Raw genomic sequence first — 20,127 nt, 5'->3', positions numbered from 1 at the left:
GTCATTCTCCCTTCCGCGAGTTCTCGTCCTCGTCGCCCGAATTGACGAGGAGACGGCGCCCCTGGGACGCGGCGATGGCGTGGAGCACGGCAGAGGCCTTGTGCGCGGTCTCGGCGGCCTCCTTGTCGGGGTCGGAGTCGAAGACGACGCCGGCGCCTGCTTGCACGAGGGCGCGGCCCGAGGCAGCGAAGGCGGAGCGGATGACGATGCAGGTGTCGAATTCGCCGTCTCCGCGCAGGTAGCCGACTGAACCGCCGTACGAGCCCCGTCGGGCTCCTTCCGCGAGGCGGATGAGTTCTGCGGCGCGGAGCTTGGGGGCCCCGGTCAGCGTGCCCATCGTCATCGAGGCGCGGAAGGCGTCCAGGGCGTCGAGCTCGGGATCGAGGATGCCGGAGACTTCGGACACGAGGTGCATGACGCGGCTGTAGCGGTCGACTCTGAGGAGCTGGTCGACTTTGCGGGTGCCCTGAAGGCTAACCCGGGCGAGGTCGTTGCGGGCGAGGTCGACGAGCATCACGTGTTCGGCCAGCTCTTTCGCGTCGGTGCGCAGTTCGAGTTCGAGGCGGGTGTCCAGTTCGTGATCGATGGCCCCCTCGGCGTTGAATCCTCGGGGGCGCGTTCCCGCGATCGGACGGATCGCCACGCGGCCGGAGGCCGCTGAATGCAGGAGGGCCGATTCGGGGGAGGCGCCGAAGAGCTCGAACTCGGGGGCTCCGAGGTAGAACATGTACGGGCTCGGATCGGATTCGCGCAGGCGCCCGTAGGCGGCCAGCGCGTCGGGGCAGTCGATCTCGTATCCGCGGGAGGGCACCACCTGGTAGACGTCGCCGGACATGATCGATTCCTTGAGTTGTGCGACCCTTCGGGCGAAGGCGCTGTCGCTCGAGGTGGGGCGGGCGTGAAGGGCTTCCGCCTCGGCGGGCGGGGCCGTAGCGGCGGGAGTCGGGGAGTGGGCGTCGATCGCCGCCGCGAGTTCGTTCATGCGCGTTTCGAGCTCCGAGGGATCGAGGCTCGCGCCGACGAGGGTAGCGCTCGACGTCGGGTGGTCGACGACGAGGAGGATGCGCGCGTCGTAGAACAGGTAATCGGGGCAGGTGTTCGCTCCGGGGCCGACTTCGGGGAGGGGCTCGAAGCCGGCGAGGTAGTCGAAGGCGAAGACGCCCGCTTCGAGCGGGAGGTGCGGGTGGTCGACTTTCGCCTGCGCCAGGACGCGGAGCGGCACGATCGTGGAATCGGCGCGGAGGCGTTCGCGCTCCTCGAGGGCGCTTGCCTCCGGGGCGGGGATGTCGAGTTCGAGGCGCCCCTCGCGGGCCGAGCCGTCCGTCCTGTAGGCGCCGAGGGCGTCCTCGACGCGCTGAAGGCAGGCGAGGCCGTCCGGCCCTGATCGGGGCAGGGCTTCGAGGAGGACGCGTGAACCCGTGCAGGTGAGTCGCGTCTGCGCTTCGAGCAGTGCGATCGAGGTCCGTGAGTCCCCGGTGGTGATGTCGACTGTTTCGAGGAGGAGCGTGTCGAGGGGGCGCGGGGCGCCGTCCGCTCCGGGCGCCGTCGTGATGAGCCCTGAACGGGTGAGGTCGTCGAGGAGGGCTGCGCAGTTGCTGGAGTAGCGGACGGGCTGCGTGAGGACCGTCGGCTGGATGGGGGTCATGGGTCGTCTTCCTGGTCGTGCCGCCAGGAAGCGCCCGTGCATGCGAAGAGCCCGCCTGACGGCGAGCTCCTGATCGTTGTGCTCCGGCTACGCGGAGGCTGCGGCTCGCCCTGAGGGGAGCCACCACCAGCAGCGGGAGTCGATCGTGTGCATGGCTTCAGCGTAGGGGCGGAGCCGTGCGGGCGTCCTCGTGTTTCCGTATTCGAGACGATGTGAATCTCTCATGCTCAAGGACTTCACAGGGAAGGACAGTTGGTCTACTATCTACTAAGCACTAGATAAGTGGCGAGGGAGCCGCAGGAGGTAGCCATGAGCCGAAGCGAGACGAATGCCGAACGAATCCTCTTCGGAGCCGCCTACTACGACGAATACACGCCCGAGTCCGCCGGCGCCGATCGACTCGATCGCGACATGGAGATGATGGTCGAAGCGGGGTTCACGACCATCCGGATCGCCGAATTCACCTGGGGCACCTGGAATCCGGCCCCCGGAGTCTTCGACTTCACCCATGTCGATCGGGCGATCGAAGCCGCAGCAGCGCACGGCCTCGACGTCATCATCGGCACCCCGACCGCAGCCGTCCCCACCTGGCTCGCCGCGCGTCACCCCGAGATCATGGGCGTCACCGCATCGGGGACCAACACCTACGGTCCCCGTCAGAACATGGACATCACCGCCCCCGCCTACCGGTACTACGCGGAACGGGCCATCCGCGCCCTCGTCGAGCGCACCGCGCCCCATCCGGCCGTCGTCGGCTTCCAGCTCGACAACGAGACCAAGTACTACGACGCGGCGAACCCCGATATCCAGCGCGCCTTCGTCGATTCGCTCAAGGAGCGCTTCGGAGGAGACCTCGACGCCCTCAACGCCGCCTACGGGCTCAACTACTGGTCGAACCGGATCAACGCCTGGGAGGAGTTCCCCGACGTCACCGGGACGATCAACGGATCCCTCGCCGCCGCCTTCGACGAGTTCCGGCGGGGTCTGGTCACCGAGTTCCTCGCATGGCAGCGCGCCCTCGTCGACGAGTACCGCCGCGAGGACCAGTTCGTCACGCAGAACTTCGACTACGAGTGGCGCGGCCACTCCTTCGGACTCCAGCCCGCCGTCGACCACTTCAAGGCCGCAGATGCCGTCACCCTCGCCGGCGTCGACATCTACCACCCCGGCGAGGACGAACTCACCGGCAAGGAGATCGCCTTCGGAGGCGACCTGTCCCGCTCCCTCAAGCAAGCGCCCTACCTCGTCCTCGAAACCCAAGCCCAGGGGCAGATGGGCTGGCTGCCCTATCCCGGCCAGCTGCGCCTCCAGGCCTACTCCCACCTCGCCTCCGGAGCGCTCGGCGTCATGTACTGGCACTGGGGCTCGATCCACAACTCCTTCGAGACCTATTGGAAGGGCCTCGTCTCCCAGGACTACTCGGCGAATCCCACCTACCTCGAAGCCGCGCGCTTCGGCCGTGAAGCCGGAGCGCACGCGCACTCCCTGTCCGGACTGAGGAAGCGCAATCCGATTGCGATCATGGTGTCGAATGAGGCCTACACCGCCCTCGAATGGTTCTCGATCGGCACCGGCTTCCCGCGCTTCGGGCAGGGCGTGAACTACAACGACGTTCTGCGCGCCGTCTACGACGCCCTCTTCGACGTGAATCTCGAAGTCGACTTCGTCCCCGTCGACGCCCCGCTCGAACGCCTCCGCGCTTACGAGGCGCTCATCGTCCCCGCGCTCTACTGCGCCCCCGATTCCGTCATCGAGAATCTGCGGGGCTACGCGCTCGGCGGAGGGCACCTCGTCACCACCTTCCGCACCGGGGTCGCCGATGAGAACGTCCAAGTCCACGTCGACCGGCAGCCGCACGGCCTGTCCGAACTCCTCGGCCTGGGCACCGACCAGTTCACCGCGCCCAAGGGCGTGCGCCTCAAGCCCCTCGGGGAACTCGCCTCCGCGCTCGCCGAGGACGCGGAACGCGGTCTGGAGCACTTCATGGAGCTCCTCACCCCCGTCGGCGCGCCCCTGGGGGACGCCGAGATCGAAGTGCTCGCCGAATACGAGCATCACGCCTGGTCCGGTCCCGCGATCGCCCGCCGCGCACTCGGCGAAGGCTCGATCACGCACATCGGAGCCTGGGCCTCGCCCGAAGTGCTCCGTCAGGTCCTGCTCCTCGTCGCCCGACGGGCGGGCGTCACCGACTGGGCCCAGGATCTCGCCGGCGCCGTCACGGTCAAGCGGGGGGTCAACGGGGCCGGACGGGGGCTCACCTACTTCCTGCGCTATGCCAAGGACCCGGTCGAGATCGTCTCGCCCGTCGCGGGAAGGGACGTCCTGGGAGTCCTCGGCGCCCCCGGCGAGCGCATCGCCGAAGGGGAGACGATCCGCATCCCCGCCTGGGGCGTCCTCGTCCTCGAGGGCGACGCCCCCGCCTGATCCGCCCGAATCTCATTCGTCCACCGACCACGACACCCAATGAGGAGCACCCGACGATGAGTGACATCCGCTTCTGCGCAACGACCCGGGACGAGCACTGGTTCACTCCCGAACAGGCCCCCGTCCTCGAGGACATGACGGCCTTCCCCGGGGCCTTCCTGCGCCTGGATCAGCCCCGCCAGAGGGTCGACGGCTTCGGCATCTGCTTCAACGAGCTCGGCTGGGTGGCCCTGTCCAAGCTGCCCGAGGAGCGCCGCCAGGAGTTCCTCCGCGAGGTCTTCGCCCCCGGCGTCGGAGCGAACCTGTCCGTATGCCGCATGCCCGTCGGCGCGAACGACTTCTCGACCGATTGGTACTCCTACGACGAGGTCGAGGGCGACCGCGCGCTCGAGCACTTCTCCCTCGCCCACGACGACGCCACCCTCGTTCCCTTCATCCGCGCCGCCAAGGCCCACCGGCCGGACCTGTCCCTGTGGGCGTCGCCGTGGTGCCCGCCCACCTGGATGAAGAAGAACAAGCACTACGCCTGCTCGGCGCCGAACCCCCTGAGCGAGCAGACGAAGTACGACAACGGTCTCGATCCCGACAATCAGATCGCCGAGGGGACGGACGGCTTCATCCTCTCCGAGGACAACCTCGACGCCTACGCGCGCTATTTCGGGCGCTTCATCGACGAGTACCGGGCCCGCGGCATCGAGATCTCGATGGTCATGCCCCAGAACGAGTTCAATTCCGCCCAGGTGTTCCCGGCCTGCACGTGGACGCCCGAGGGCCTGATCGCCTTCCTCAAGCGGCTCATCCCCGAGATGGAGGCGCGCGGAGTCGAGGTCTTCTTCGGCACCGTCGAACGCGCCGATGACGCCCTGGTGGAGAAGGTCCTCGCCGATCCGGAGGTCGGCCCCAAGATCGGCGGAGTCGGCTTCCAATGGGACGGCAAGAACGCGGTGCCCTTCGTCCATCACGCCCACCCCGGGCTCAAGATCTACCAGTCCGAGCAGGAATGCGGCGACGGCCTCAACGACTGGCGCTACGCCCGCTACGCCTGGTCGATGATGCGGCACTACTTCACCAACGGCGCCTCGGTCTACGACTACTGGAACCTCGCCCTCGAGGAGGGCGGCGTCTCGCGCTGGGGCTGGAGCCAGAACTCGCTCATCGTCGTCGACCCCGAGACCGGTGAGGGGCGCTTCAGTCACGAGTACTACGTCCTCAAGCACCTGTCCGGCTTCGTGGAGCCGGGGGCGAGCTTCGTCTCGTCCCTGTCCTACTCGGGTTTCGAGAACATCCTGTCCTTCCTCAATCCCGACGGATCGGTCGTCATCGCCGCGCAGAACGACATGACCGAGCCCCAGGAGTTCGTCGTGGGCGTGGGTGCGAAGAACCTGCGCTTCACGGCTCCGGCGGATTCGATCGTCACGCTCGTCGTGCCGGCCGATGAGGTGGAGGTCATCGCCAAGCCGCTCGCCTGAGCTGCGGGACGGGCCGGAGGGCCCGGGGAGCCGTCATGCTCCTCCGGGCCCTCCGGCCTCTCAGCCGACCGTGCCGACGGGGGATCAGCGGTAGTCGTCCCACAGGGGCGAGGGGAACAGGAGGGCCTCCCATCGGGCCCATTCCTCGACGAGTGAGATGGCGGGTTCGCGGAAGAAGCGGATCTGCGCGCCGTCCATCGCCTCGATCGCCATCTCGATGAGGGGGCGCATCGTCGCCCACCCGCCCTCGGCCTCGATCTCGGGCGGCAGTCTCCACGTGAATCCGGAGTAGTAGTCCCACACCGCATCGGGGCGGGTTCGGAAGTAGTCGTGAACGGGGTGATCGGGATCGGTGGCCTCGGCCCCGAGGGTCATGTAGAGCTCCATGAGGGAGGGCCTGGCCTCGTTGAAGGCCGTGAGGAAGCGGAAGTAGGCGGGAAGGCTCATGCCTTCGGGGTGGATCGCCCCGGGCGCCCCGGAATCGAGGAAGTCCTGAGGGGTGCCCTGCTTGTCGTAGCGGTCGAAGAGGAGCAGTCGGAGCAGACCGTTCTTATTGCCGATGTAGTGGAGGAGTCCGGCCTGGGTGATGCCGACGGCGTCGGCCACGTCCTGGAGCGACAGCCCGGTGAATCCGTATCGTGCGACGAGTCCCGTGGCGACCTCGACGATCTGCTCACGGCGCTGCTCGGCGGACATGCGGACGCGAGGGCGCGAAGACGAGGGGGGCATGCCACCAGTGTAGTGGCATGCCCCCGGGGTTTGAAGAAGCGCTGCTCAGCGCACCTTCTTGATCGCGAGGATCGAGAAGCAGCCGATGACGGCGCAGGTGATCGACACCGGGAAGACCAGGGCGTAGTTGCCGGTCGAGGTGACGATGAAGGAGGTGATGAGCGGGCCGCACATCTGACCGAAGGTCGTCGACATGTTGAGGATGCCGAGGTCCTTGCCGGCCGTCTCCGGATCGGGCAGGACGTCGACGTTGAGGGCTTGGTCGACCGAGGAGTAGACCGCGTATCCGAAGCCCGCGATCGCGGCGAAGAGGTACATGCCGAGGGTGGAGGGGAAGATCCAGGGCATCGCCACGCCGATCGCGAAGCAGAGGGAGGCGAGGACGACGGGCACCTTGCGGCGGCGGAGGAGGTCGGAGATCGGGCCGCCGAGGAAACCGCCGAGCAGTGAGGTGACGAGGATGATCGAGTTGGTCACGGCGACCGTGGCGGCGACCTCGCCCGCGGACAGGTGCAGGTAGTCCTGAATGATGTAGAGCTGGTAGGCGTTGATCATCTGGTAGGAGATGAGCATCGTGAAGCGGCCGAAGAAGGCCTTGTAGAAGTCCGAGGCGCCCTTGGTCGGCGGGGTGAAGGAGCGGAGCATGTCGGAGAGGCCGCCGGTGGCGGCGCTTCCGCTCGAGGCGGCCTCGCGCGGCCAGACCGCGACGGCGACGATGCCGGAGACGCCCATGAGGACGCCGCCGAGGACGAAGCCGGAGATCTCGGCCGAACCGCCGGTGATGAAGGAGGATCCGATGATCGCGCCGAGGGGGTATCCGATGGAGGCGCCGACGCCCCAGAAGGTCGACATGGTGCCGCGGATCGATTCGGGGACGCGGTCGGACAGGACCGCGACCGCGGGGGCGAGCATCATGTTGAGGCCGACCATGCACAGGCAGTAGTCGAGGGTCAGGAGAGTCAGGTCGCCGAGCACGCCGACGCCGAAGAGGGTGATGCCGCCGAGGATGCCGCCCAGGACGATCCAGGGGGTGCGCTTGCCGAAGCGCGAGCGCGTGCGATCGGAGAAATTGCCGAAGAGGAGGTTGGAGACGAGCGAGACGATCGCCGTGATCGCATTGATCGAGCCGAGGAGCGCATCGGGGTTGGCGACTCCGAGGTCCTTGAGGCGCTGGGGGAGCAGTACTGAGGCGATGATCGACAGGCCGATCGCCCACAGGAGGGAGATGAGGAAGAATCCCGTGCCGAATCGGAACATCGTTCCCTTCGCCATCGGCTGATGGGTGTCGGGAGCCAGGGTGGAGGGGGCAGCGGCCTGCGGGCTCTGCTCCCCGTTCGCAACTGCCTCTTCGAGCTTCTCCATGGGGTGCCCTTTCGTCGAACAGCGGTGTCCGTCATGAATGATATGAACTACCTAGTAGGTAGTAAATAAAGCGTAGGTCGCCGCCGCGCCGCTCGTCAAGGGCGTCCGTCCGCATGAGCAGCGCCGAGTCGCCCGCTCGGGTGAGCCCGTGCCCGTAATGACTCCTCCTCGTGACACACTGGGAGGGCACGGCGGTGATCAGCGGACGGATCGGGAGGATTCATGGCGGCAGGTGGGCGCAGGAGCGCCAAATCCGAAGGGATTGAACTCGCGCCCGTCATCCTCATCAAGGGCAAAGAAGGGCTCCTCATCGATCGGGCGCTCTCCGCGATCCGCGCCCTGGCGCTCCGGACCGACCCGCGGCTCGAGCGCTCCGAGATCTCAGCGGCCGGCTACGCCCTCGGCAATCTCGACATCCTCACCTCGCCCTCGCTCTTCGGCGAATCGCGACTCGTCCTCGTGCGCGATGCCGAATCGATGAACGACGACTTCGTCAAGGACTTCCTCGCCTACATCGAGGCCCCGGCTCCCGAGGTGTGGATCGTCATCTGCCATCCGGGCGGGAACGCGCGCGGCAAGAAAGTCCTCGACGCGATCGCGAAGGCCGGCTTCCCGGTGATCCCCGCCGATGAGATCAAGAAGGATCAGGACAAGTTCGAGCTCGTGCGCGCCGATGTGCGGGCCGCCGGACGAAGCATGGACGTCGACGCGATGCGCGCCATCGTCGATGCCCTGGGATCCGACCTTCGCGCGATGGCGGCCGCCGTCGCCCAGCTCCTCGTCGACGTCGAGGGGACCGTCCGCATCGAGGACGTCCACCGCTACTACGCCGGGCGGATCGAGGCGACGGGCTTCACCATCGCCGATGCGGCGATCGCGGGGGAGACCGCCCGTGCGCTCACCCTGCTCAGACACGCTCTCGTCACGGGCGTCGATCCGCTCGCGATCGTGAGCGCACTCGCGATGAAGTTCCGCACCCTCACGAAGGTCTCCTCAGGATCGAGGGCCGTGATCGCGAAGATGCCCTCCTGGCAGGTCGATCGGGCGCGGCGCGAACTCCGGGGCTGGCACGATCATGCGCTCGCCGATGCGATCAGCGCGATCGCCCTCGCCGATGAAGAGGCGAAGGGCCTGTCCAAGGACCGCGAACGGGCGATCGAGAAGGCCGTCATCACGATCTGCCGCCTGCGCGCTCGTCGCTAGGGCCGGGCGGATCGGCCCGGGCCCGGTCGAGGCGCATCCGGGGCGGGGTGAGCGGCGCTGCGTCGAGGGCGAAACTTGCAAGAATACGGATCGGGGGCCGCCTTCCGGCGACCCCCGAACGCGATGAAGATCGAATCAGCCGAGCTTCGACACGCGACGCGCGAGCTTCGACTTGCGGTTCGCGGCCTGGTTCTTGTGGATGACACCCTTGGAAACGGCCTTGTCGAGCTTGCGGGAGGCGAGCTGAAGGGCGGCGAGGGCCGCTTCCTTATCGCCGGCGTCCACGGCCTCGCGGGTCTTGCGAACGAGCGTCTTGAGCTCGGACTTCACAGACTGGTTGCGCAGGCGGCGCTTCTCGTTGGTGCGGATCCGCTTGATCTGGGACTTAATGTTCGCCACAGTGGGAAAACTCCTTGAAAGATTGTCGTGCAGGGTCGGTGAGGGCTGTGTCTGAACCGGGACTGGGACGTGGGGACATCCTCGAACGGCTCCGACCAGACCCCCTGCCCGACCAGGCTGGGAGTCCGAAGGACAAGAATACCAGCGAGGCTCGGCTCAATGCCAATGGCATGGGCCCGTTGATTCCGTGAAGACGCTCACGTCCGCGCGGCCTCTCTAGGCGTGCTCCCTCATGGCCGCGAGGATCTCCCGGAAGATCCGCTCGGGCAGGCTCGACCCCTCCCGCCGGATCTCGGACAGGGGAGCCCACAAGGCGCGGTCGAGCCGCACCTCCGAGGGCCGTCGCTTGGGATCCCAGGGGCCGGTTCCGATGTCGAGCCAGTAGCGGCCCCAACGCGCCTCCTGCGCCGCATCGCGGTCGTGATCCTTCGAGGTGAGCTGCGCGAGGTAGACGCCCCCTCGCGCACGGCCGAGGACGACCACCGGACGGTCCTTGCCCCTCGTCGCATCCTCCTCGAAGGGGACCCAGGTCCAGACGACCTCCCCGGGATCGGCCTCGCCATCGGGATCGGGGCTGTAGGAGGCCGCTGCGAGGGCTTCGCGCAGCCCCGCCTCGCGGATTGCGCCGCGCGCCTCGGATCCCGGGCGGCTCTGCGCCGAGGAGGGGTCCTTGCGGCCTCGGGGCGTCGCGGGCCTTCCGGGGGATCCCGCGGAGGGGGCCTTGTCGGAGAGCACCTCCACCAGGAGGCCTCCCAGGGAGCCGAGCAGGGACAGGAGGGACATCGCCGATCTCCGTTCGCATCGATTCAAAAGGGGCCCGGTGTTCCCGGGAACGGTTTCGAGTCGGGCCCTTGGACGCCGACGAGCCGAGCCTATTGCCTGACGGGGCGAGAACCCAGCCGAAGCGCGGCGCAGTCACAGGCCCGCCGCCGCCTCCCTTATCCACAGCTTCGCGCGCTCCCCTGTACCGGAATCGGGCGGATCCGTGACAGTGGACCCGTCCGCGGATCGCCGAGGACTTCGATGTGGAAGGGGGTGCGCCATGAAGGGGCGCGAAGGAGGACTTCGATGTGGAAGGGGCCGCATGGAGCAGGCGCTCTCGGCTGCGGCGCGAGGCAGCTTCGCCGAGGCCGTCGATGCGGCCGCTCCGCTTATCGATTCGGATCGGCTGGGCGTGGAGGAGCGCCTCGACCTCATTCGCCTGATCATCGAATGGAACGGCCTGAACGGATCATTCATGGAGTGCCGACGGCTCGCCGGGAGGGCGGTCGAATTGGGCACGAACGCATTCGGGGCCCGGGATCCCCGGGTTCTCATCGCGCGCTCGTCGGAGCTGTACTGGATGTGCGAAGTCGGCTACGACGTCCTCGCGGAGCATCGCTTCGCGCCGCTCATCGACGATGTGAGGCAGGTGCTGGGCACCGAGCACGACCTGTGGTGGGCGGTGCGCACCAACTCGGCGATGCCCGCCAAGGCTCAGGGGCGCTTCAAGGACGCCGCCGACATCTACCGGGGGATCATCGTCGACATCGCCGAGTGCCTTCCGGAGAACGACCTTCGCGTCCTGACCGTCCGGGACAACTACGCGGAGGTGCTCTTCCTCGACGGTCAGTACGACGAGGCGATCGTCGTCTACTCCTCGATCCTCGATGCCCTCAAGGAGGAATGGGGGGTGAAGGACCGGCGCGCCCTCAGGGTGCGCTACGAGATCGCGAGGTGCCGCTTCGCCTCAGGCGATCACGGGCGGGCCCTCGAGGACTGGACCCGCCTGGTCGCCGACATGGAGCGCGCCCTGGGAACCCACGATGACCTCACGGTCTCATGCCGTTCCCTCCTCATCGCCGCAGCCCTGGAGGCCGATCGGAACGAGGTTGCGGCCGAGCAGTGCCGAAGGCTCGTCGAGGACCCTCCGGTCTCTTTCGAACCCCGCGAATGCGAGGCATTCGAGGAGATCCTCAGGGACTGCGAGAGGAGAATCTCCGCCGAGGAGTCCCCGGCGGAGTGAAACCGGCGACTGCGCGCCCCCTTTCCGCGCGTGCGGTTGGCGCGAGCGGCGCCGGGAATGGGACGATGGGGGAGTAATCGAGACGGAGGTAGACGTGCCGATCCCCACTGCCGCGCAAGAAGCGATGATCCGACCGGCTCACACCGAGCAGTCGCGCATCCGCAACTTCTGCATCATCGCGCATATCGACCATGGCAAGTCGACGCTCGCGGACCGGATGCTGCAGCTCACGGGGATCGTCGGGCAGCGCGATATGCGCGACCAGTACCTCGATCGCATGGACATCGAACGCGAGCGGGGCATCACGATCAAGTCCCAGGCCGTGCGCATGCCCTGGGCGGTCGCCGATGAGGCCTACGCGCTCAACATGATCGACACGCCCGGGCACGTCGACTTCACCTACGAGGTCTCCCGATCGCTCGCCGCCTGCGAAGGCGCGGTCCTCCTCATCGACGCGGCTCAGGGCATCGAGGCCCAGACCCTCGCCAATCTGTACCTCGCGCTCGAGAACGACCTCGCGATCATCCCGGTGCTCAACAAGATCGACCTGCCGGGCGCCCAGCCCGAGAAGTACGCCCACGAGGTCGCCCAGCTCATCGGTTGCGATGAGGACGAGGTCCTGCGCGTCTCCGGCAAGACGGGCGAGGGCGTGACCGGGCTCCTCGATCGGATCGTCGAGGTCGTGCCCGCGCCGGCCGGAGACCCCGAGGGCGCGACGAGGGCGATGATCTTCGATTCCGTGTACGACACCTACAGGGGCGTCGTCACCTACGTGCGCGTCGTCGACGGGCGGCTGGGCACGCGTCAGCGCGTGAAGATGATGTCGACGGGCGCGACTCACGAGCTCCTCGAGATCGGCGTGATCTCCCCGGAGCCGACTCCCTCGGAGGGCATCGCCGCGGGCGAGGTCGGGTACCTCATCACGGGCGTGAAGGACGTGCGCCAGTCCCGCGTGGGCGACACCGTGACCTCGAACGTCCGGGGCGCCGATCAACCCCTGGCCGGTTACCGCGATCCGAAGCCGATGGTGTTCTCCGGGATCTACCCCGTTGACGGCACCGACTTCCCCGATCTGCGCGACGCCCTCGAGCGCCTCCAGCTCAACGACGCGGCGCTCACCTACGAGCCCGAGTCCTCCGCGGCCCTCGGCTTCGGCTTCCGCTGCGGCTTCCTCGGGCTCCTCCACCTCGAGATCATCCGCGAGCGCCTCGAGCGCGAGTTCGGCCTCGATCTCATCGCGACCGCACCGAACGTCGTCTACACGGTGATCGCCGAGGACGGGAGCGAGATCCGCGTCGAGAACCCCTCGGCCTTCCCCGAGGGGAAGATCTCCGAGGTCCGCGAGCCCCTCGTCGAGGCGACCATCCTCACTCCGACCGACTTCACGGGAACGGTGATGGAGCTGTGCCAGGAGCGCCGCGGCGCGATGAAGGGCATGGATTACCTGAGCGAGGAGCGGGTCGAACTCCACTACACGATCCCCATGGCCGAGATCGTCTTCGACTTCTTCGACCAGTTGAAGTCCCGGACCCGCGGCTACGCCTCCCTCGACTACCAGGAGAAGGGGGAGCAGGTCGCCGACCTCGTCAAGGTCGACATCCTCTTGAACGGCGATCGCGTGGACGCCTTCAGCGCGATCGTCCACAAGGACGCCGCCTACGCCTACGGGCAGCGGATGACGAAGCGCCTCAAGGAGCTCATCCCGCGCCAGCAGTTCGAGATCCCCGTCCAGGCGGCGGTCGGCGCGCGGGTCATCGCCCGCGAGACGATCAAGGCCCTGCGCAAGGACATGCTCGCGAAGTGCTACGGCGGCGACATCACCCGTAAGCGCAAGCTCTTGGAGAAGCAGAAGGAGGGCAAGAAGCGGATGAAGTCGATCGGCCGGGTCGACGTCCCGCAGGAGGCCTTCATCGCGGCCCTCACCTCCGACGTGCCGACGGGCAAGAAGTGAACGGCGCTTCGCGGCGGACCCTGGAGGAGGGCGCCGCCGAGGGCGTCTTCCTCGCGCGGACGAAGTCCTTCACGCGCCGAACGCGCGAGCTCCCTCCCAACCTCCAGCGGACCTGGGACGAGCACGCCTCCCGCTATTTCATCGAGGTCGAGCGCGATCTCGGCCATACGACCGTCGCCGCCGGTGTGCGCTTCGATCCTCTCGAGCTCTTCGGCCGCAGGGCGCCTCTCACGATCGAGATCGGTTCGGGCACCGGCGAGCAGATCGTCGCCGCGGCCGCCTCCCATCCCGAGCGCGACTACCTCGCCTTCGAGGTGTGGGTCCCCGGGATAGCGAAGCTCATCTCGAAGGCGGCGGCCGCGGGGGTCGGCAACATCAGGGTCGTCGAGGCCGACGCCCAGCTCGCGCTCCCGATCGTCTTCGACGACGCGATCGCCGATGAAGTGTGGACCTTCTTCCCCGACCCCTGGCGCAAGGCCCGGCATCGCAAGCGCAGGCTCGTCTCCGACTCCTTCGCCCCGGAGGTCGCCCGCGTCCTCGTCGACGGGGGAGCGTGGAGGCTCGCGACCGACTGGGACGACTACGCGTGGCAGATGCGCGACGTCATCGAGGCCTGCGAGCTCTTCGCGAACCCCTATGAGGGCGAGCGCCCCGATCCTTCCGACCCGGAGCCCGGGCGCGGCGGTTTCGCCCCGCGTTTCGCCGGGCGCGTGGTGACTCATTTCGAGACGCGCGGCATCGACGCCGGGCGGATCGCCCACGACCTCGTCGCCGTCCGTCTTCCCCGTGGTGACGAGGGCGGGGCCGCGGAGCCTGCGAGCGATGGGGACGGAAGCGCGGGCCGATGAGCCCCGCCCAGCCGGATGGCATCGCCTGGCCGAAGGACGGGCGTCTCGAGGCCGAGCTCGCCGAAGCGGACTCCGGCAGGCCGCTCAGCCTCTACGTCCACGTCCCCTTCTGCTCGGTGCGCTGCGGCTACTGCGACTTCAACACCTACACGGTCGGCTTCGGTCCGGGAGCGGAGCCCGGATCCTATGCGCGGAGCGTGCGCGCGGAGGCCGAGCTCGCCGACCGCGTCCTGGCCGAGGCCGGATGGGCCCGGCGCGATGCGAGCACGGTCTTCATCGGAGGCGGTACTCCCACGCTCCTCGAGGCGACTGAACTCGCGCGGATCCTCGACGATCTGCGCGACGTCGTCGGCATCGCGCAGGGCGCGGAGGTGACGATCGAGGCCAATCCCGATTCCGTCGATGCGCAGGCGCTCGCGCGCCTCGCCTCGGCGGGGGTGACGCGCGTGTCATTCGGCATGCAGTCCGCAGTGCCCTCCGTTCTGGCCGTCCTCGATCGGACCCACGATCCGGCGCGCGTCCCCGAGGTCGTCGCCGCCGCGAAGGGCGCGGGACTCGATGTCTCCCTGGATCTCATCTACGGGACGCCGGGGGAGGGGCTCGACGATTGGCGCCGCTCCCTCGATGCCGCGATCGCGATGGAGCCCGGTCATGTCTCCGCCTACGCCCTCGTCATCGAAGAGGGGACGAAGATGGGGGCGATGCTCGCCCGCGGCGAACTCCCCGAGCCCGATCCGGACGACGAGGCGGCGAAGTACGAGCTCGCCGATGAACTCCTCGGAAGCGCCGGCTACCGCTGGTACGAGATCTCGAACTTCGCACGCCCCCGTGAGACGGAGGCCGCCACTGCGGCCTCGGCGCTCAGCCGCGCCTCGAAGCACAATCTCGCCTACTGGCGCGATCACGATTGGTGGGGATTCGGCCCGGGCGCGCATTCGCACATCGGGCGCTACCGCTGGTGGAACGTCAAGCATCCGGGAGCGCACGCCGCCAGGCTCGTCGCGGGCGCGAGTCCGGCCGCCGCGGGCGAGATCCTCGACGAGGAATCGCGGCGGCTCGAGAAGGTCATGCTCGCCGTGCGGATCGCGGAGGGGATCGGAACGGGGGAGGTCCCGGTGCCCGGGGCCGTCCCGGCGCTCATCGCCGAGGGGCTCATCGACGGCCGGGCCGCGCTCGAGGGCCGGATCATCCTCACCCTGCGGGGCCGCCTCCTCGCCGATCGGGTGACCGGCGCGCTCATGGGCTTCTGAGGAGCCGCTTCCCGCGGATCGCCTTCGCACCCTTCGACGGGCCCGGGGCGGTGAACGCACCGCCGCCGCCTCGACCTGCGGGGGCGGGTCCCGGGCCCTACCCTGGAGGGGAGGACCCCGGACCCCATCCGGGGACCGTTGAATGGAGGAGGACACCATGACGCAAGATCAGGGGCCCAAGCCCTACGTCGTCGACATCGAACAGGCGACGCTCGAGAACACGAACTACCGGACGACCCTGTGGACCGGGACGAATCTTCAGCTCACGGTCATGTGCATCCAGCCGGGGCACGACATCGGCCTCGAGATCCACGAGGACCACGACCAGTTCCTCCGCATCGAGTCCGGCTCCGGGCTCGTCCAGATGGGGCCGGCGAAGGACGAGCTCAGCTTCGAGGTCGAGGCGCACGACGACGATGCGATCTTCATCCCGGCCGGTACCTGGCACAATGTCACGGCGATCGGGGATGCTCCGATGAAGGTCTATTCGATCTACTCCCCGCCCGAGCACGCGCACGGCACCGTCCACGTCACCTACGAGGAGGCGATGGCCGCCGAGGCCGCCGAGCACTGACGCTCCGATCGGCATGCGCCCCCGGGTGTCCGCAAGGGCCCGGGGGCGCATGAGCGTCCACGGGGTGCGAGCACCACGATTCGTCCTTCAACGCCGGATCGTCAGGGGCGAGGCCGGTGATAGGCTCACCTGTGCTGAACTCGATACAGAAACGAGCCGAAATGAGTAAGCCCTCAGCCAGTGCCGGCGCGTCTATCAAGGAGCTGACCCTCCGCGGCGTAGCCATCGGCGGCATCATCACCTTGATCTTCACCGCCGCGAACGTGTACCTCGGCCTCAAAGCCGGTCTCACCTTCGCCACCTCGATCCCCGCAGCGGTGATCTCGATGGCGGTCCTGCGCTCCTTCAAGGACCACACGGTCCAGGAGAACAACATCGTCCAGACGATCGCCTCGGCGGCGGGGACCCTTTCCGCGATCATCTTCGTCCTGCCCGGACTCGTGATGATCGGCTGGTGGCAGGGCTTCCCCTACTGGCAGTCCGTGCTCGTCATCGGCCTCGGCGGCATCCTCGGCGTCATGTACTCGATTCCCCTGCGCCGCGCCCTCGTCACCCACTCCGACCTGCCCTACCCCGAAGGCGTGGCCGGAGCGGAGGTCCTCAAGGTCGGCGACACCTCGGAGGGCGCCGAGGAATCCGGACGGGGCCTTCGCGCGATCATCTGGGGCGGCCTCTCCTCGGCGGGCTTCGCCGTCCTCGGCTCCCTCAAGGCCGTCGGCACCGAGATCGGCACGGCCTTCCGCGTCGGCGCGGGCGGCTCGATGGCCTCCGCATCCCTGTCCCTCGCCCTCATCGGCGTCGGCCATCTCGTGGGCCTGGGCGTCGGCGTGGCGATGATCGTCGGCGTCCTCATCTCCTACGGAGTGATCCTCCCGATCCTCTCCTCCGGTCAGATCGCCGATCCCGCCGGCCTCGCCGACACCGTCGCGAGCGTCTTCCGCTCCGACGTGCGCCTCATCGGCGCCGGTACGATCGCCGTCGCCGCGATCTGGACGCTCATCAAGCTCCTCGCCCCGATCATCGGGGGCATCAGGGACTCCCTCGCCTCCACGGCCAAGCGCGCAGCGGGCGAGCAGCTCCCCCTGACCGAACAGGATCTGTCCGGCAAGGTCGTCATCGGAGTCACCGTCGCCTCGATGCTCCCGATCGGGGCCCTCCTGTGGCTCTTCCTCAAGGACACCCCGGTCGGGCACAACGCCCTCGGCCTCATCCTCGTGTCCATCCTCTTCATCCTCCTCACCGGCCTCGCCGTCGCATCCGTCTGCGGATACATGGCTGGCCTCATCGGCTCCTCGAACTCGCCGATCTCAGGAGTCGGCATCATCGTGGCGATCGCGGCGGCGCTCGTCGTCAAGGCCGTGCACGGCACGGTCCAGGGCGACGAGCTCTCCGCACTCGTCGCCTACACCCTCTTCACCGCGGCGATCGTCTTCGGCATCGCGACGATCTCGAACGACAACCTCCAGGACCTCAAGACGGGCCAGCTCGTGGGCGCCACGCCCTGGAAGCAGCAGCTCGCCCTCGTCATCGGCGTGGGCTTCGGCGCGGTCATCATTCCGCCCGTCCTCAACCTCATGTCGAACGCCTTCGGCTTCCAGGGCGCGGCAAACGCCGGCCCCAACGCCCTGGCCGCCCCGCAGGCCTCCCTCATCACCGACCTCATCACCGGGGTCTTCGGCGGGGACCTCAACTGGAGGCTCCTCGGCATCGGCGCCCTCATCGGCGTCGGCGTCATCATCATCGACGAGGTCCTGAAGAAGACGACGAAGCGCTACTCGCTCCCGGGTCTGGCCGTGGGCATGGGCATGTACCTCCCGATGGCCATCACGATCATGATCCCGATCGGCGCCCTCCTCGGCGCGATCCACGACCGTTGGGCCCGCACGACGAAGAACCCCGAGTCGGCCAAGCGCCTCGGCACCCTCGTCGCCACCGGCCTCATCGTCGGCGAATCCCTCTGGGGCGTCGTCTACGCCGGAATCGTCGGCTTCTCCGGGAACGACTCACCGCTGGCGCTCATGCCGGATTCCTTCGCAGGGGCGGCGCCCTGGATCGGCGCGATCGTCTTCGCCGCGATCGTGGCTCTCCTCTACCGCCGCGCCCGCCAGGGCGCTGAAACCGTCGCCTGACGGATCTGAACACGGACCCGGCCCCGAGGCCGGGTCCGTGGCGTTTCGCGAGCCTGGAGCCCCCGGGAGCCTCTAGGGTGGGCGGGTGAGCCTACCGAACCCCTACGATCCCTACGGCACCGATGTCTTGAGCGTCGACCCCCACCGGGAGGGGCCGGGCGCCCGTCGGCCCCGCTCAACCGAGGTCCGCATCGAAATGGGAATGGTCCTCGAGGACGTGACGACCGGCTGGGTCGGCGCCGTCGTCGGCGTCGAGAAATCCGGCGGCATCCATCTCGTCGAGCTGGAGGACCGCCACGGGCGCAGGCGCTCCTTCCCTCTGGGAGCGGGCTTCTGGCTCGAGGGCAGGCCGGTCATCGCCCTGCCGCCGCTGCCCTCTTCGGCGCGTCAGGCGCCTTCGCTCGCGACGCCGGCGGGCAGGAGGCTGACGAACTCCGGGTCGATCGCCGCGCCGAAATCGCGGGCGCGCGTGGCCAGGGCCTCGCGCATCTGGGTCGAGGGCAAGCACGATGCGGAACTCGTCCAGCACGTGTGGGGCGATGACCTCGCAGAAGCGGGAGTCGCAGTCCAACTGCTCGAAGGCGTCGACAACCTGGAGGAGATCCTCGAAGTCTTCTCGCCCTCGGATGACGTGCGCGCGGGCATCCTCGTCGATCATCTCGTCGCGGGTTCGAAGGAGTCGCGCATCGCAGAGCGGGTGATGAAGCGCTGGGGGAGTTGCGTCCTCGTCCTCGGCCACCCCTACGTGGACGTCTGGCAGGCGGTCAAACCGGCGCGACTCGGCCTCGAGAAGTGGCCCGAGGTGCCGCGCGGGACCGACATCAAGGCGGGGACTCTGCGGGCGCTGGGCTGGCCGGCGCGCACGCAGGCGGATATCGCGATGGGCTGGAAGCGGATCCTCGCGGCCGTGGGCGACTACCGCGACCTCGAACCCGCACTGCTCGGCCGCGTGGAGGCCCTCATCGATTTCGTCACGGAGCCGGGCACCCGTTAGGCGCGGTGCGCCATCGCGGGAAAAGCGGAGTAGGCTTGGCACTCAGGAATGACGAGTGCCAGATCGAGATCCCGGGGGAGGTGCCATGAGCGAGGACCGCAGGCTCGACGTCCTCCGTGCGATCGTCACCGAGTACGTCCACACCCGCGAACCGGTCGCCTCCAAGGCCATCGCCCAATCCCACGATCTGGGCGTCTCCTCGGCCACGATCCGCAACGACATGGCCCTCCTCGAAGAGGCGGGCCTCATCTACCAGCCCCACACGAGCGCGGGGCGCGTCCCCACGGACAAGGGCTACCGGGTCTTCGTCGATTCGCTCGCGGCCCTCAAACCGATGAGCGCACCGGAGAAGCACGCCGTCGAAACCTTCCTCGGCGACTCGGTCGACCTCGACGACGTGGTCGCCAAGACCGTGCGCCTGCTCGCGCAGGTCACCCATCAGGTCGCCGTCGTCGAGTACCCGAGCCTGTCGCGCCAGGCCCTGCGCCGCGTCGAAGTCCTGGACCTCGGGCCGAGCAGGCTCCTCGTCATCGTCATCACGAGGCTCGGCAGGGTGGACGAGCGCACCCTGGATCTCGCCCGGCCCGTCGCCCCCGCGACGATCCGGGCGCTGAGGGAGAAGCTCAATGAGATCGGCGAGGGGCGGAGCGCCGACGAACTGCTCCTCCTGGTCGACGACCTCGCCGAATCCTTCCCGCCCGAAGAACGCCCGGCCGTCGACGCGGTCGCCGACGCCCTCGTCGATCTGCTCCGCCCGACCGGTGAATCGAAGATCGTGATCTCGGGGATCTCCAACCTCGCGCGGGGGGCCCTCGACTTCCACGACCTCGCCCCCGTCCTCGACGCCCTGGAGGAGCAGGTCGTCCTCCTGCGCCTCTTCTCCGAGTTCAAGGACGACGACATCCACGTGCGCATCGGGGCGGAGAACGCCCACGACGCCCTCGCGCAGACCTCCGTCGTCGCGGGCACCTACCGCGCGGCGATGCCCGCCGGCGACTCCTTCGCGCACCTGGGAGTGGTCGGCCCCACGCGCATGGACTACGTCCGCACGATGTCGACGGTGCGAGCCGTCGCCGCCTACCTGTCACGATTCCTCGACCGATGACACGGACTCCACCCCGGATCCCCACGAGAAACGAACGAGA

The 20,127-nt window shown here is 68.3% G+C and carries 16 protein-coding genes; 11 read left to right on the top strand and 5 right to left on the bottom strand.

Annotated elements, in window-relative coordinates; translation table 11 throughout:
* Position 1: 1 nt before the first annotated feature.
* On the bottom strand, positions 2-1,645 hold the full coding sequence (locus tag ACQY7V_RS09830) for an anthranilate synthase component 1 (RefSeq protein ID WP_320835774.1): 1,644 nt from the start codon (positions 1,643-1,645) through the stop codon (positions 2-4).
* Between the two features lie 309 nt (positions 1,646-1,954).
* On the opposite strand from ACQY7V_RS09830, the gene ACQY7V_RS09825 reads away from it, so the two are divergent.
* Positions 1,955-4,069 carry a beta-galactosidase gene (locus ACQY7V_RS09825; RefSeq protein WP_320835775.1) on the top strand — a complete coding sequence of 705 codons (2,115 nt, stop codon included), beginning with the start codon at positions 1,955-1,957 and terminating at the stop codon, positions 4,067-4,069.
* 56 nt (positions 4,070-4,125) lie between these two features.
* Positions 4,126-5,538, top strand: a complete 1,413-nt coding sequence (locus ACQY7V_RS09820) for a glycoside hydrolase family 30 protein (RefSeq protein ID WP_154477219.1) — start codon at positions 4,126-4,128, stop codon at positions 5,536-5,538.
* An 84-nt stretch (positions 5,539-5,622) separates the two neighbouring features.
* Here the strand turns inward: ACQY7V_RS09820 and ACQY7V_RS09815 are convergent, their stop codons facing one another.
* Together ACQY7V_RS09815 and ACQY7V_RS09810 are read right to left on the bottom strand one after the other, a co-directional pair.
* A complete protein-coding gene (locus ACQY7V_RS09815) occupies positions 5,623-6,267 on the bottom strand; it encodes a TetR/AcrR family transcriptional regulator (RefSeq protein WP_428640061.1) in 645 nt (214 codons plus the stop codon).
* A 45-nt stretch (positions 6,268-6,312) separates the two neighbouring features.
* Positions 6,313-7,629 (bottom strand): MFS transporter, encoded by a 1,317-nt coding sequence (locus tag ACQY7V_RS09810; RefSeq protein WP_320835777.1) that lies wholly within the window; start codon positions 7,627-7,629, stop codon positions 6,313-6,315.
* Between the two features lie 222 nt (positions 7,630-7,851).
* Here ACQY7V_RS09810 and holA point away from each other — a divergent pair, with 222 nt between their 5' ends.
* On the top strand, positions 7,852-8,832 hold the full coding sequence (holA, locus tag ACQY7V_RS09805; protein WP_320835778.1) for a DNA polymerase III subunit delta: 981 nt from the start codon (positions 7,852-7,854) through the stop codon (positions 8,830-8,832).
* A 135-nt stretch (positions 8,833-8,967) separates the two neighbouring features.
* On the opposite strand, the gene rpsT is transcribed toward holA, so the two are convergent.
* Together rpsT and ACQY7V_RS09795 are read right to left on the bottom strand one after the other, a co-directional pair.
* Positions 8,968-9,231 carry a 30S ribosomal protein S20 gene (gene rpsT, locus ACQY7V_RS09800; protein ID WP_235361136.1) on the bottom strand — a complete coding sequence of 88 codons (264 nt, stop codon included), beginning with the start codon at positions 9,229-9,231 and terminating at the stop codon, positions 8,968-8,970.
* A gap of 216 nt (positions 9,232-9,447) precedes the next feature.
* The gene (locus ACQY7V_RS09795) at positions 9,448-10,014 is read right to left on the bottom strand and encodes a type II toxin-antitoxin system PemK/MazF family toxin (protein ID WP_428640058.1); all 567 of its coding nucleotides are present in this window, start codon (positions 10,012-10,014) and stop codon (positions 9,448-9,450) included.
* Between the two features lie 301 nt (positions 10,015-10,315).
* Between ACQY7V_RS09795 and ACQY7V_RS09790 the strand changes: the two genes are divergently transcribed.
* The 8 genes from ACQY7V_RS09790 to hrcA all read left to right on the top strand — a co-directional run bounded on the left by ACQY7V_RS09790 (position 10,316) and on the right by hrcA (position 20,087).
* Positions 10,316-11,236, top strand: a complete 921-nt coding sequence (locus ACQY7V_RS09790) for a hypothetical protein (protein ID WP_428640056.1) — start codon at positions 10,316-10,318, stop codon at positions 11,234-11,236.
* 94 nt (positions 11,237-11,330) lie between these two features.
* On the top strand, positions 11,331-13,187 hold the full coding sequence (lepA, locus tag ACQY7V_RS09785) for a translation elongation factor 4 (protein ID WP_428640054.1): 1,857 nt from the start codon (positions 11,331-11,333) through the stop codon (positions 13,185-13,187).
* Entirely contained in the window at positions 13,184-14,035 is an 852-nt protein-coding gene (trmB, locus tag ACQY7V_RS09780) for a tRNA (guanosine(46)-N7)-methyltransferase TrmB (protein WP_320835781.1), read from the top strand. The genes lepA and trmB overlap by 4 nt, the downstream gene beginning before the upstream one ends.
* Positions 14,032-15,285, top strand: a complete 1,254-nt coding sequence (gene hemW / locus ACQY7V_RS09775; RefSeq protein ID WP_320835782.1) for a radical SAM family heme chaperone HemW — start codon at positions 14,032-14,034, stop codon at positions 15,283-15,285. The genes trmB and hemW overlap by 4 nt, the downstream gene beginning before the upstream one ends.
* A 157-nt stretch (positions 15,286-15,442) precedes the next feature.
* Positions 15,443-15,859, top strand: coding sequence for a cupin domain-containing protein (locus ACQY7V_RS09770; protein WP_154477237.1), 417 nt, complete (start codon positions 15,443-15,445; stop codon positions 15,857-15,859).
* 161 nt (positions 15,860-16,020) lie between these two features.
* Positions 16,021-17,988, top strand: a complete 1,968-nt coding sequence (locus ACQY7V_RS09765) for an OPT family oligopeptide transporter (RefSeq protein WP_428640051.1) — start codon at positions 16,021-16,023, stop codon at positions 17,986-17,988.
* Positions 17,989-18,073: 85 nt separating this feature from the next.
* On the top strand, positions 18,074-18,982 hold the full coding sequence (locus ACQY7V_RS09760; RefSeq protein ID WP_235361132.1) for a DUF3097 family protein: 909 nt from the start codon (positions 18,074-18,076) through the stop codon (positions 18,980-18,982).
* An 85-nt stretch (positions 18,983-19,067) separates the two neighbouring features.
* Entirely contained in the window at positions 19,068-20,087 is a 1,020-nt protein-coding gene (gene hrcA / locus ACQY7V_RS09755; RefSeq protein ID WP_303772751.1) for a heat-inducible transcriptional repressor HrcA, read from the top strand.
* Positions 20,088-20,127: the final 40 nt, after the last annotated feature.

This window comes from Schaalia sp. (genome assembly GCF_050312375.1).
GTDB classification, from domain to species: Bacteria; Actinomycetota; Actinomycetes; order Actinomycetales; family Actinomycetaceae; genus Pauljensenia; species Pauljensenia hyovaginalis.
The sequence above is the reverse complement of the archived record's forward strand: the minus strand, read 5'-3'. Positions and strand labels throughout refer to the sequence as shown.